Origin of the sequence: Bacillus infantis, from assembly GCF_050107595.1 — a bacterium.
In the GTDB taxonomy this organism is placed as follows: domain Bacteria; phylum Bacillota; class Bacilli; order Bacillales; family Cytobacillaceae; genus Bacillus_AB; species Bacillus_AB infantis_C.
Map to the genome: position 1 here is coordinate 246,411 of NZ_JBNILH010000007.1, position 13,437 is coordinate 259,847.

The following is a 13,437-nucleotide window of genomic DNA, read 5'->3' on the forward strand; positions in this document are numbered from 1 at the left end:
TATTATAGAAAACGAGAAAGAAGCAGCCGCTATGCACTGGCTGCTTCTTTCTTTGGTGATATGATCACTGCTGAAACTGGACCTGGTGAAGGCCTGCGAAAATGCCGCCTTTCGCAAGCAGTTCATCATGCCCTCCCTGCTCAGCGATCCCGTCTTCTGTCACAACAACGATCCGGTCTGCATTGCGGATGGTTGCCAGACGGTGAGCGATCACGAGCGTCGTCCGATTTTGTGCAAGCTCTGAAAGGGCTTTTTGAATGATCATTTCCGTTTCGGTATCAAGGGCGGATGTGGCTTCATCAAGAATAAGGATAGGCGGATTTTTCAGGAACATCCTTGCAATCGCAATCCTTTGCTTTTGCCCGCCGGATAATTTGAGTCCCCTTTCTCCGATCTGGGTTTCGTACCCGTCAGGCAGGGAATGGATAAATCCTTCCAGGTGGGCACGCTTGGCGGCTGCACGGATCTGCTCCTCGGTTGCATCCAGCATTCCATAAGCGATATTCTCTTTTAAAGTCCCGGTGAAGAGGAATACATCCTGCTGAACGATCCCGATCTGCTTCCGCAATGATGATTGTGTCATATCCCGGACATCCATGCCGTCGATGGTGATCCTTCCCCCATTTACATCATAAAATCTCGGAATCAGCGAGCAAATGGTTGTTTTTCCCGCTCCCGAAGGCCCGACAAAAGCCACTGTTTCCCCTGCTCTAATGGTTAAATCAATGTCTTTAAGCACCTGTTTGCTGTCATCATAGCTGAATGATACATTGTCCAATGCTATATTCCCCGTAAGGGAAGCTACTTCAATAGCGTCAGGAGCATCCTTTATTTCCGGTTCTGTATCCAGGAGTTCCATAAATCGTTTGAATCCTGCCATGCCTTTTGGATAAAGCTCCATCAGTGCACTGATTTTGTCAATCGGCTTGAATAGGACATTCACATACAGAACGAATCCGACAAGCTCGCCATAGGAGAGCTGATTTTGGTAGCTTAGCCAGGCTCCCAGAACAAGGACGATCAGCACCATCATCCTTGTCATCATATAAATGCCTGATGAGCTGTAGGACATGATCTTGTATGCCGCAAGCTTTGCTTTCCGGAACTTCCGGTTATTGACGGAGAAGCGGGAGATCTCAAAGTCTTCATTGGTGAATGACTGGACAACGCGTACTCCGGACACACTGTCCTCTACCCTGGCATTGACATCTGCTATATCGCTGTACATCTGCTTCCATGCTTTGTTCATCCTGATATTGCAGAAAGTGATCAGCCATACGAGGAAAGGAACGATCAGGATCGTTACAAGAGCAAGCTTCACATTGATGGTCAGCATGATCCAGAAGGCCCCGACAAAGGTCATGACCGCAATGAACAGATCCTCCGGCCCATGATGGGCAAGCTCGCCGATATCAAATAAATCATTGGTTATCCGGCTCATAATATGCCCTGTTTTGGTATTGTCAAAAAAACGGAAAGACTGCCTTTGGACATGGGTGAACAGCTGATGGCGCATATCTGTTTCAATGTTGATGCCCAGCTTATGGCCCCAGTAGTTGACGATATACTGCAGAAAAGTGCTCGCTATATATAAAGCCAGCAGACCTGCGCTGACTGATACAATCATCGACCAGTTGCCGCTTGGCAGGAGCTTATCGATAAACCATTGTACAGCAAGGGGGAAGGCGAGCTCCAGAAGGGCGACTATCACAGCCGAACTGAAATCGAGCGTAAATAGTTTTTTATGAGGTACATAATATGAAAAAAAGCGTTTTAGCATCTTTCTCTTTCTCCTTTTCGTGGTGTATCTTCAAATACAGCTGCGGAGCAGGCTCTGCCAGCGCTGCAGCGTTGCGGAATCTGTTATGACCGCATGAATTTTAAAGAAAACTCTTCCCCGCTTATCTTCCTGAACAGATCCCCGAATTTCAGGCTGCCGGACGGCCTGATAACCTCATCCAGAAGAAAGTTCCCGAAAGCTTCAGGCTTCTCGAGAAGACCTGCTCCATGCTTCTTCTCGAAAACCTGCTTGAGCATTTCGCATGTCACATCACCCATAAAGTAATTGTGAAGATAAATCGGATGGGTAGTATAATGGATCGTGAAAGCCCAAGGAGGCTCCTCCCCGAACGGTTCCTCCTGCAGCACTTTTTTGTGATTCCTCCAATAAAGCTGGTAAACATCATCCAGCGAAGAAGCTTCATTGAGGTAAAAGCTGTGGTCAAAAAAGATCCGGCTGATGGCACGCAGCGAGTTTGTCCTCCGGTACTCCTTCAGCCTGGAAAATTGCTCTGCCGCACTTTCAGAGCCGCTGAAAAAGCTCCCGGAAAACTGCGGGCTGTAAAGAAATCCCTGAAACAAGTTCGCGATCCCTTCACTGATGATCCCGCTCACGCCTGTATTCAGAATCAATTCTTCCGGCTCCAGCAGGAAGGAATGGACAGCATGGCCTGTTTCATGGAGAAGCACACCATACTCATGGAATTTATTTTTCACATTGGCCAGTATCCGTGAATCCTTTGCCGTTTCAATCGGGAAGTTATAGCCCCATTCCGATTTGTTTTTTCTCGGAAAAATGTCATACGTAATATTATAGCCGCTAATATCAAAGCCGAATAGAGAAAATAGCTTATTGATATTTCCAAAATAGTTGGACATATCCACTTCCTGGTTCAGCAGGGGAGCAATCTTTGCATCGATATACTGCTCATCCCAGGGCATGATTCTGTCTTCATGAAGGAACTGCTCCGCAAATCCGCCCCTCGCCTTGTCCATGGCAGGCAGGGCCTGATGGAGCTCAGGGAGCCAATTGCAGAAGAGGTTATTGTCTAATTCATTCATCTCAAGCTGATGCGCTATGTAATTGGCTGATCCATATTCTTTGGCATAGGACTTTCTAAGACTGATGAGATCGAGGAAGCCTGCATCAACCATAGGCTGATTGATCTGATTTTTGGCAAAGAACGCTTCCCTTCTCCTGTTCTTATCATCATCCCGGCTCATTACCTGGCCGAGCTCAACAGAGGAAACCTCCTTGCCCTGAAAAGTATATCGAAACTGGTTCAAAAGCTTGGACAGGTCATTGACTTTCCCCTGGATTTCCTCGTCCAGCTCATTCAGCTCCTGTGACAAATGGTAAGGTTTGAATAAATTGAAAACCAGCTGCAGTTTTCTTTTGTTCAGAGGGTCCTGCTCTTTTTCCAATGCTTCCCTCACCAATTCATAGCTTTTCTCATTCTTCAGCAGGCTGGTTATTTTCTGATACTGGCCTTTTAGGCCGAAATCATATCCGGCGGTATATTGTGTCCAAAGGAGGCGCCCGTACTGAGTCTGTGCTTCATGCACTTCCCTGTATATTCCTTCAATCTTATCCATTTGCTGTCCCAAGCTGATTCCCCCAATAATTTTATTTCTATAATCGAAATACATTGACTCTATTATATTAAAAGAATATTCTGCCAGCAAGAAGGATTTTGCTGCCTGGGACTTTTATGATGCCTTTTCATAGTAAAAAGCGGCGTCATCCAACGCCGCTTCTCAATTTGATCATATAACAAACCATACCCTTTTAATCCTGCCGGCTTCCGCCTCATACATGGCAACTGCTTCTGTTTCTTCTCCGCTCGCCCTGCCCTTCACTTTTTCATGGTCGATGCAGATGCTGCCTTTTATCATTCTCGACAAAAGGACTGCCTTCTGGCGGGGATTGCTATCAAACAATCTTTTATACACTTTGCGCATTTCAACTTTTCCCGCATAAAGCAGTTCCTGGGAAGGAAAGCTGCGGATTTCAACATCTTCACTGTACACTTCAAGGAATTCTTCAAGATTCTGGCGATTATAGGCATCAAGCTGCCTGTCTGCTAATTGCTCTACTATAGCCACCCTTATTCCCCCATTCTTTTCAGTTATCAGAAGCTGAGAAGGAAAGTCCCTTTTTTTTCATCAGATATTTCAGGGCTGCCTGGAAATCAGAAAAAGTTTCTGCCCGAAGATTGATCCCAGTCAGGACAATCTCGCGTATCAGAACCGGAGAAAGTCCGACAAAATAAGGTTCAACTCCCATGAGGCGCACCGACTTTGTCAGCTGATCTATTTCGATGCCCAGCTCTGACAGGCCCATCTGCTCGATCCGGTCGATTGTAATATCTGTGAAATCGATAATAGCCGTTTCCACTTCATTTTTCTGTATATACTGCATGATCTTCTCCCGGATTTTCTCAAACCTTTCAGCAACCAGCAATCCTGTTATCGGGACAAGGATTGTACTGGGAATGATGGACGGAATGACCGGTGCCGACATCAGTGAGATTACTTCTTCATATTCCTTTATCTTTTCTTCAAGCATTCTTATGTTTTCTTTCGTCATTGTTACTCTTCACCATTCCTCTGTTTATTTATAGTGCGCTCTTACTGGCTGTTTAGAGGCGATATCAGCTCAGCCAGCTCATTCTTTGGTGAATTCACGAGCGTTGATACCGGGTAGGCCTCCATTTCCTCCGAGGGATAAGGCGCAAGCAGCTCATTAAGCTTCCCAAGGTCAGTTTCGCTGTGATTCAGCCATGTATCATAATCACTGCTTTTCAGGATAACAGGCATCCGGTCATGAACTTTTTCTGTCACGCTGTTAGGTCCTGTTGTGATGATTGTGCAGGAGAAAATGGGTGCATCCTGCCCCTCCCATCTTTCCCACAGCCCGGCAAAGGCAAATGGCCTGCCCCCTTTCAAGATGAAACGGTAAGGCTGCTTTCCGTCCGCCGTTTTCTTCCATTCGTAAAATCCATCAGCCAGTATCAGGCAGCGCCTTTGTCTGAATGCATTCCTGAAGCTCGGTTTGCTTTCGATCCCTTCTGAACGGGCATTTATCAATTTATAGCCGATTTTCGGATCTTTCGCCCAGAATGGAATAAGTCCCCACTTCAATTCAGCAGCTTTCCTTCCGTCTTTCCCAGCCGCTATTGCCAGAACATTCTGACTTGGGGAAATATTGTATCTTGGTGCTGTTTCTTCCCTAAAGGAAAAATTAAATTGTGACTGAAGCTCATGTATCCCTTCTGTTAATGTAAACCTCCCGCACAAAATGATCATCCCGCTTTCTGTCTGGATTTCCCCTGCCCAGATAACCCTCTCAAGGACAAGCAAAAGCAGCGGAGGAAGAGCCCCCGCTGAAAAGGAAGGTGTTAATGGGTACTAGTGGTTAGTGGTTACTGTATCATATGCTCGTATACTTTGTCCGTATAGACAGGTTGTCTGGTTTATAAGCACATTTTTTCATGTGCCGTACTAATATCTATTTAACCAGAAACCAGTCTTTTTTTCCTAATATTTTGTTTTTTGGTCAGCCAAATATCCATTAGCAGCCTCTTGCCAGACCTGATGGTTATCCGGCAGCACCGATTGGAACTGCTGAGAGGCATTCTGACTTTCTTACGTTATGTAAGTCCTTCTCCGGTAAGCATATCATGCTTGCCGCAAAGAAGGAAATTCTCTATATTGAGAGATTAGGCTTTATTTAATCGCATCAACCTTTGAAAGAGCGCCGGCATTCCTCAGCACATGCTAGGCGGGATATTGGCTGGATTCGCTTTAAGTGCAGCAGGCGGTGTATCGTATATATACGGAGGTGCCGGCTTCAGCTTCGGCGCCTTGCCAAACGGCTGCGGATTTTCCACATAATTAAAGGTTCCCTGGCAATCCATGCTGACGCCATGCGCCCAGCGGCCTTCAGCGCTCTGGTTTCCTTGGGAGAAATTAAACAGCGTATAGCTGACCTGGCGCTTTTCCAATTCTTTTGGAAAAGAAACAGGAACTACGATTCCGCCTTCAGCAGCTTCTAATTCCTTAATAGCTGCTATCCATTGGTTCTGGTGCATCGTATCCCTGGCAATCAGGAATGACAGCATATCCTTTACGCCTCTGTCATTTGTTGTCTCATACAGCCTTACAGCCTGAAGGCGTCCCTGTGACTCCGCATTCAGGTTGGCCCTGAAATCAGCGAGGAGATTTCCGCTCGCTATGATATAATCTGCTGTCCACCGGTTGCCTACACTGTCTGCAGGCATTGCTCCCAAGCCTGAGACAATGGCATGCTGAGGATTCATCCCGCCGAGAATCGCCCCGATAATTGGGTCCTTAGCGGCATCTTCCAGGTCGCCAACTGGAGCATTATCAAGCAGGCGGGCAATCATTGTCGCGAGCATTTCAATATGTGCGAGTTCTTCCGTTCCTGTGTCCATGAGCAGATCCTTATACTTCCCATTTCCTCTTGTATTCCATCCCTGGAACAGGTATTGAAGGGCAACTGAAATTTCGCCAAACTGCCCGCCCAGGATTTCCTGGAGCTTTTTGGCAAAAATGGGATCCGGCCGATCAGGCTTTGCCTGATACTGAAGCTCTTTAATATGATAAAACATAAATACCCTCCTCAAATTCCCTCTATATATCTGGAATTGTATATTCCGTGATATCAGCCCTTATATATTTATGGAATAATCAGCCGATATTGCACGTACAATGGTAAATACCCATCAAAATGGGCTGACAAAAAAACTGACCCCTGCTGGAATCAGTTCTTTACACTGTATAATTTTCCTTTTACCGAAAAGGAAATCCGGCCGGTTTCCTCAGAAACAACAATGACCAGTGCATCTGTCTGTGCCGACAGCCCCATGGCAGCACGGTGCCTCGTTCCGATCTTCTTGCCTTGAAGCTCTGTATCCGCCACCGGAAGGATATTGCCTGCTGAAATGATCTTATCCTTTTCAATCAGCATCCCGCCGTCATGAAGAGGGTTGCCTGGATAGAAAATTGTTTCAATTAAGGTAGGGCTTACATTAGCCGTAACCGGAATCCCATTATGAAGGAAGGCTGACAGCGATTCTTCCCGCTGCACGACGATGAGGGCACCGTGCCTTTTCTCTGACAGCCTTTGGGCAGCAAGCGAAATGCCTGCATACTCTTTGCTGAACGGAGAGAGGAAGGTCTGGAGATAATAGGTTGAAGCCAGGTTCTGCGCATCAGATACGAGCTTTTGCAGTTTTTCAAACTCTGTCAATATACAGCAGTCAAGCTCTTTCATCGTAGTCTCTACCGTACCCAGCTGTCCTTCTATATCGCGGAAATAGCGGGCCAGGTCACTCCTATAATGCTTTTCGCTATATTTCACGCTATCCATCCTTTTAACAGTTATTTGTTAATGAACATATTTACCCTGCTTGGGCACCACAAACGTTTCGTGCCCTTTAATTAGCTTTTCCAGGCCTTCCGTGAGCTCTTGGCCGTAAAATGGCTGCCCATGTCCCGTTAAAGCCGCTTTTGGATTAAGTGCAGCCAGCTTGCGGATCGATTGCCCAGCAGTGTCCCAATCAGGCGTAAAATAGGCCGGCGGCCCATGTATCTCCTTAGACTGGCTCATCACAGCCATCAGTGATTCCTGTTTGACGGTGATAAAGGCATCGCCTGCAAGCAGAACACCGTCATCATCTCTGAAAAAAGATACATGACCAGGGGTATGGCCCGGGGTATGGATCCACCTCCATCCCGGAAGACCGGGCAGGGTAGCATCCTCAGGGAGTTCCTTTGCGTTCTCTCCTATATTGATTGGCCTCCGGGGATATAAAGGTGATATCAGGGCCATCAATCCTCTCCCGACAGCAGGGTCTGCCGGCGGATAGGTTTCTTTTCCTGTCAGATAAGGAAGCTCAGCTCTGTGTGCATAAACTGGAACATCCCATTTAGAAAGTATCGCCTTCAGCCCGCCTATATGGTCAAAATGTGCATGTGTCATCATGACGGCAAGAGGCCTGGATTCCCTTCCGAACATCTTCTCTGCAAACCTGATGATAAATCCGCCGGATAAAGGTATGCCTGCATCGATAAGAATCCAGTCTTTCCCTTTGGGACCCAGCCCGGTTATAAAAGCAATATTCGCAATCGCCGTTCTATAAACGTATACATTTTCTGCAATGCTGTGCCTCTCGACATATGTTTTTTGCTGTTCCATTTCGTCCCTCCTGATGATGAGTTATTCTTACTATCCCCGTTTTTTTGTTTTTCTTCGATAGAAAGGTTTAACAAGCAGCCGGATGGTTTATATATAAATATTCTTTCTAGAGGTGAACCCCATGTTCAATATACTCGCAAGACAATTTGAAAACCCTAAGGGTATGCTTGGCAAGCTGGCAGGCAAAATTATGTACAGTGAAAACCGGACCATTAACAGCTGGACGGTCAAGAAGCTTGACATTAAAAATAAGGACCGGATCCTGGAAGTCGGATACGGCCCTGGTTATTGCATAAAATATATAATGAACCGATGCCGCTGTGTCTATATGGATGGAGCTGACCTTTCAAAAGACATGGCAGCAGCCGCGGAAAAAAGGAATAAAGAATGGATAGATGAGGGCAGGCTCAGGCTGTTTACAGGAGATATACACAGCATTGCATCAAATCTGGACACCTATCATAAGATCATTTCAATAAACAATTATCCCCTCTGGACGAAACCAAGAGAAACCCTGGGCATGCTTTATGAAAAAACGGAAGCCGGAGGAGAAATTGCCATAACTGTGCAGCCGCGTGAGAAAGATGCTGACAGCCTTATTACAAAGAATCTGGCAAAAATCATTGAAGCAGATCTTGCCTCTGCAGGCTATGAAGAAATACAGTCATCCTTTAAGGATGTGCAGCCGGTACTGGCTGTATGCGTAACTGCAAAAAAAGGCAGGCAATAAAAGCAGCTGAGGGCAACAGCCATTGCTGCTATTTCTAACACTTCAAGGAATAATGATTCAGGAAATATGTATACTGAAAAATGGAGCTCCTTCATTGAAGGGCTCCATCTTTTAATTTCTAATATTAAGAGTCAAAGAATCAGCCAATAGACCATTGCAAAGCTGATCAGCGAGACCGCAGCAGATGCAAATAGCCCTGTAAGCAGGGGAGATACGCCAAGTTTGGCAAACTGTTTCAGATCTGTCTGCAGGCCGACAGCGCCCATGACCATAATGATGACAAACTTCGAGATGCTGCTCAGCAACTCTTGGACTGCTGCTGGAAATACGCCGAATGAATTCAGGATGCTGACAGCCAGAAACCAGACGATGAACCAAGGAAAGGCTTTTTTGAAAGAACCGGCACGATTGCTTTTATCTGCAGATCCCATCAGAAAAGGCAGGACGAGGATCAGCGGCAGAAGGAATAAAGTCCTTCCCAGCTTGACCGTAGTCGCAACATCTCCCGCTTCATTTCCATAAACATAGCCGACAGCGATTGCAGAGGATGTATCATGTACGGCCGTCCCTGCCCATATTCCGAAAGCCTGATCGTTCATCTGAAATATATGGCCGATGATCGGATATAGAAAAAAGGCAATCAGGTTGAAAAAAACAATAGTCGAGATGCTATAGGCTGTTTCATCGTCCTTTGCCCCAACAAGACCTTTCACAGCTGATATAGCCGTTGCCCCGCAGATGCTCGTCCCCACCCCAATCAATAGTGATAAGGTTTTTCCAAGCTTCAGTAAATGCCCGAACCAAAGGGTAAGGAGTATGCCTGAGCAGACAGATACAAAAATAACGAGCAGAGACTGTTTCCCTATTTCAAAAATATCAAAAATATTCAGCCCGGCCCCGAGCAATACGACTGCGGCTTTGAGAAGCCTTTTAACCGTCAGTGTAAGACCTGGTTCAAAAACAGAGTTTATGCCTGCTGTGTTGCGGACTGCTGCCCCTATCAGGATGGCAAATAATATTCCGCCGACCAAAGGGAAAATGCCGCCCAGATATTTTGCTGCTAATGCAATCGCAATAGCCAAAATGACCCCAGGCACCCATTTAGGAAGCCTGGCGGCCGCTTGCTGTAGCCGTTCCATCTTTCTCTCACTACTTCCTGATGATAAGGCAAATTTATAGCTTCTATAAAACTGCTCTTCTCTTATTTTGTTAAAATCCACAGATAATCTTAACATAAAAGGCCTCTTAGTAAAATCTGCGGGAAAAGCAAGAAAATTCCGAGAAAAAAGCATCAGGCCCGAAAGCCTGATGCTCCTTAAACCAATTAGTATAGTGAGCGTTCCTTAATCTTAGAAAGGATTTTCCGCTTCTCTACCCGTCCAGCTCCGGCGGCTAGAGCCTCGAGTCATAAGTCACCCGAGAATTAAAGGCAAAGAGCATCTTTTATTCTCGGGCGTCTTATGCTTGTCGGCTCTGAGCGAGCAGCCTCCGCTTTTCTAGTCAATAAATTCCTTATCAATAAAGTTCGAGAAATCAGGTTTCTCTTTCAGGAATTTTAATGCATAAGAAGAGTCTGCAAATGCCTGGACTGTATCCTCATCCACTTCATAAGTAAAGCCGATGCGTTCCCAGGCTTTGTCTACAACTGACTTTTCCAGCTCCTGGCCAGTTACCTCTTTGATGTCCTTAATTGTGATTTCTTTAGCCTGCTCCGGATTCTCGGTGATATATTTCACAGCATCCTTGTGGGCTTCCACTATCTTTTGGATAAGTTCAGGATTTTCTTCAACAGCTTTGCCAGATGTTACCATGACGGACGCTGGCAGGGTTTCGCCAAAAGCGACTTCATCCCAGCCAATGACAACATTTGCATCGGTTTCTTCTTCTATCACTGCTGCCCATGGTTCAGGGGCAACCGCTACATCAATTTTGCCTGCTTTCAGCATATTGGCATATTGTGCAGGATTTCCAGTCAGGTGCTTCATTGTTCCGCCAATCCTTTCGGATGTGATGCCGGACTCTTCCAGGTATGTTTCGTACTGAACATCGTGTGTACATCCGACTGCAGGAGTAATATATGTTTTTCCTGCAAAATCAGCTGCTGTCTTGATGCCGCTGTCTTTACTTGCCAGAACGACCGTGCCGCCTGTAGAAGCCCCGGCAATCAGCTTAACGTCTGCTCCAGTGGAATAATTATTCATCGCAGGGCCGGGACCGACCAGACCTGCATCCAAATCACCTGTTTTGAGAGCAGTCATGAACTGGCCTCCATCGGCAAAAGTCTTATATTCGATCGTTGTGCCATCGCCAAGGCGCTTCTGGAAGAAGCCCTGATCCTTTGCAACCATCGCCGGCACATGGTTGATATTCGGGAAGTAGCCGATAACGATTTTTTCTTTTGAGCCTGAGCTGTTTTCTGAGGATCCGCAGCCTGACAGGATCCCTGCAGCTGTCAATAATGAAGCCATGAACATAAAGGCTTTCTTTTTCATTTTATTTCCCCCTATTTATTATTTTCAAGTCCCCATCTTTCAAGGACCGATTTTTCAATACGCTGGAAAATCAGCTGGTCCACAATTGAACCAATGACACCGATGATGATCATGACAGCGATTACGAGGCTCATGTCCCCGAAATCAGAAGCATATCTCAGCGTATACCCGAGTCCCGGACCGGTGCTGAGCAGTTCCCCTGCCATCAGTGCACGCCATGCAAATGCCCATGCAAGCCTTGCCCCTGTCACTACATAAGGGATTGAGGCTGGGAAGATGACCCTTGTGAACAAGTCGATTCCAGAGGAACCCATAGTCTGTGCCGCTCGAATAAACAGCGGCGAAACATTCTTGATTCCGACCCTCATATTCAGAGTCATGACAAAGGTGCCGCCAAGGATAACAACAAAGATAACAGACACTTCATTTAATCCGAACCACATAATCGCCAGCGGCAGCCAGACAATGCTCGGCACGCTTTGGAGGGCAAGGATGACCGTACCCAGTGTTTCATCGGCCGTCTTTGATTTGGCAAGCAGGATTCCGAGGGCTGAGCCCAGCACTAAACTGATGCCAAGGCCAATGAGCAGTCTCCTGAAGCTGGCCGCAAGATCATATAGAAGCGTTTTATCGCTGATTCCTGTCACTAGTGATTGGAACACATCTGTAGGTGATGGAAGGATGGTCGGCAGCCAAAGGCCCAGCCTTGAGCCCAGCTCCCATAAGCCAATGATGATTGCAAAGAAGATGATTCGTTTAATTGCTGGTTTCATTGGCTAATTCCTCGCTTACGACTTTGTCGATTTCCTTCTTGAGATAGCTCATGATATGATCTTCTATTTCAAGCATTTCCTTCTTATATTGATCTCTGGGACGGGGGAGATCCACCTTGATGTCCTGGAGGATCGTTCCCGGCTTGGTGCCCATCACGATGATGCGGTCAGAGAGCTTAATAGATTCAGAGATGCTGTGGGTGACAAAGAGGATCGTTTTCTTTGTCTCCATCCAGATCTTCTCAAGCTGCTGGTGAAGCCTTGACCTTGTTTGCTCATCAAGGGCCCCAAAGGGTTCATCCATGAGCAGGATCTCAGGATTCATAGCAAGGGCGCGTGCAATTGAAACCCTTTGCTGCATGCCGCCCGACAGCTCATGCGGATAATGGCCGGGATACTTGCCGAGCTGCACCATCTGCAAATATTTGAGTGCTGTCTCCTTCGCATCATTCTTTGACATTTCCTTTTTCAACGGGAATGTTACATTTTCCATTACATTAAGCCATGGAAATAATGCGGCCTGCTGAAAAACCATACCTCTGTCCTTGCCCGGCTTCGTCACCTTCTGCTGATCGATCAGGACACTTCCGCTCGTGGCCGAGGTAAGGCCTGCCACAATATTCAGCAGTGTTGATTTACCGCAGCCGGATGGGCCGAGAATCGATATAAACTGGCCTTTTTCAATGCTCAGATTTATATCCTTCAACACATCTGCGGCCATGCCGTTTTTATCATAATACTGTTTATTTACAGATTGAACATCAATAAACACAGAAAACCACCTATTCTAAGAAATCTTATTATAATACTCGGATATAGTATGTAATTATAATGTATTCAACGGGCATGTCAAGCTTTCTAAATTAAATTAAAAACCGGGGTAAATGGATGATTTATACAAAGGAAAGCGGGGTATTTCACACGCTGGGTATGGTAAAAAAAATAGCCTCCAACTTAATCGCAGGCAGTTCAATAATGTGGAGAAAACAGAAAATCACAGCCCCAATAACATTCGTTTTCGTAACGTAAATAGCACTGGAATTAACAAACTAAAAAAGCTTGGGATATCCCAGGCATTTACTTTTAAATAGGGTTTTTATTCAATTTTCGCACTCATTCCCTGAATAGTTGAACAGCCGAGTTCCCGTTAAACTTTCATTCTTAAATAATCAAACTAGGTTCTCTTAATGAAGATTTATAGAGGGAACAATTCCCCTTATTTAGCGAATAGTACTGAAAGCACCTTAAATAGAGGGAGAAATTCCTCTTAATTGATTCTAAAACGTGAAAGAAGATAGTTTTTCTTTGCTTAGAGGGAAAAACTCCCCTAATTTTCAACAAAAACTGTTTCTACTATGCATTTAAGAGTAACATCTCCCCTTATTTTTCTATTACTGGTTTCTCACTATTCAGCTTCCCATCTGTCGTATTTGCTAAGAG

13 protein-coding genes are annotated in these 13,437 nt (G+C 45.8%); 1 reads left to right on the top strand and 12 read right to left on the bottom strand.

The window, feature by feature from the left end; all coding sequences use genetic code 11:
• Window positions 1-64 precede the first annotated feature (64 nt).
• From ACQCVH_RS16415 to ACQCVH_RS16450, 8 genes are all read right to left on the bottom strand, one after another.
• The gene (locus ACQCVH_RS16415) at window positions 65-1,780 is read right to left on the bottom strand and encodes an ABC transporter ATP-binding protein (protein WP_426836711.1); all 1,716 of its coding nucleotides are present in this window, start codon (window positions 1,778-1,780) and stop codon (window positions 65-67) included.
• Window positions 1,781-1,863: 83 nt separating this feature from the next.
• A complete protein-coding gene (locus tag ACQCVH_RS16420) occupies window positions 1,864-3,387 on the bottom strand; it encodes a gluzincin family metallopeptidase (RefSeq protein ID WP_426836712.1) in 1,524 nt (507 codons plus the stop codon).
• A 159-nt stretch (window positions 3,388-3,546) separates the two neighbouring features.
• Window positions 3,547-3,885, bottom strand: coding sequence for a nuclear transport factor 2 family protein (locus ACQCVH_RS16425; RefSeq protein ID WP_426836713.1), 339 nt, complete (start codon window positions 3,883-3,885; stop codon window positions 3,547-3,549).
• A 19-nt stretch (window positions 3,886-3,904) separates the two neighbouring features.
• Window positions 3,905-4,369 carry an STAS domain-containing protein gene (locus ACQCVH_RS16430; RefSeq protein WP_426836714.1) on the bottom strand — a complete coding sequence of 155 codons (465 nt, stop codon included), beginning with the start codon at window positions 4,367-4,369 and terminating at the stop codon, window positions 3,905-3,907.
• A 41-nt stretch (window positions 4,370-4,410) separates the two neighbouring features.
• Window positions 4,411-5,079, bottom strand: a complete 669-nt coding sequence (locus tag ACQCVH_RS16435) for an SOS response-associated peptidase (protein ID WP_426836715.1) — start codon at window positions 5,077-5,079, stop codon at window positions 4,411-4,413.
• Window positions 5,080-5,549: 470 nt separating this feature from the next.
• Window positions 5,550-6,413 carry a manganese catalase gene (locus ACQCVH_RS16440; protein WP_426836716.1) on the bottom strand — a complete coding sequence of 288 codons (864 nt, stop codon included), beginning with the start codon at window positions 6,411-6,413 and terminating at the stop codon, window positions 5,550-5,552.
• 152 nt (window positions 6,414-6,565) lie between these two features.
• On the bottom strand, window positions 6,566-7,174 hold the full coding sequence (gene cdaS / locus ACQCVH_RS16445; protein ID WP_426836717.1) for a sporulation-specific diadenylate cyclase CdaS: 609 nt from the start codon (window positions 7,172-7,174) through the stop codon (window positions 6,566-6,568).
• A gap of 18 nt (window positions 7,175-7,192) precedes the next feature.
• Window positions 7,193-8,002: an MBL fold metallo-hydrolase gene (locus ACQCVH_RS16450; RefSeq protein WP_257991480.1), complete on the bottom strand. Its 810-nt coding sequence runs from the start codon at window positions 8,000-8,002 to the stop codon at window positions 7,193-7,195.
• Window positions 8,003-8,123: 121 nt separating this feature from the next.
• On the opposite strand from ACQCVH_RS16450, the gene ACQCVH_RS16455 reads away from it, so the two are divergent.
• Window positions 8,124-8,732: a methyltransferase domain-containing protein gene (locus ACQCVH_RS16455; protein WP_426836718.1), complete on the top strand. Its 609-nt coding sequence runs from the start codon at window positions 8,124-8,126 to the stop codon at window positions 8,730-8,732.
• 131 nt (window positions 8,733-8,863) lie between these two features.
• On the opposite strand, the gene ACQCVH_RS16460 is transcribed toward ACQCVH_RS16455, so the two are convergent.
• From ACQCVH_RS16460 to ACQCVH_RS16475, 4 genes are all read right to left on the bottom strand, one after another.
• A complete protein-coding gene (locus tag ACQCVH_RS16460; RefSeq protein ID WP_426836719.1) occupies window positions 8,864-9,871 on the bottom strand; it encodes a YeiH family protein in 1,008 nt (335 codons plus the stop codon).
• 357 nt (window positions 9,872-10,228) lie between these two features.
• Window positions 10,229-11,224 carry an aliphatic sulfonate ABC transporter substrate-binding protein gene (locus tag ACQCVH_RS16465; RefSeq protein ID WP_426836720.1) on the bottom strand — a complete coding sequence of 332 codons (996 nt, stop codon included), beginning with the start codon at window positions 11,222-11,224 and terminating at the stop codon, window positions 10,229-10,231.
• Window positions 11,225-11,235: 11 nt separating this feature from the next.
• Window positions 11,236-11,997 (bottom strand): ABC transporter permease, encoded by a 762-nt coding sequence (locus ACQCVH_RS16470; RefSeq protein WP_426836721.1) that lies wholly within the window; start codon window positions 11,995-11,997, stop codon window positions 11,236-11,238.
• Window positions 11,981-12,769: an ABC transporter ATP-binding protein gene (locus tag ACQCVH_RS16475; RefSeq protein WP_426836722.1), complete on the bottom strand. Its 789-nt coding sequence runs from the start codon at window positions 12,767-12,769 to the stop codon at window positions 11,981-11,983. The genes ACQCVH_RS16470 and ACQCVH_RS16475 overlap by 17 nt, the downstream gene beginning before the upstream one ends.
• Window positions 12,770-13,437 lie beyond the last annotated feature (668 nt).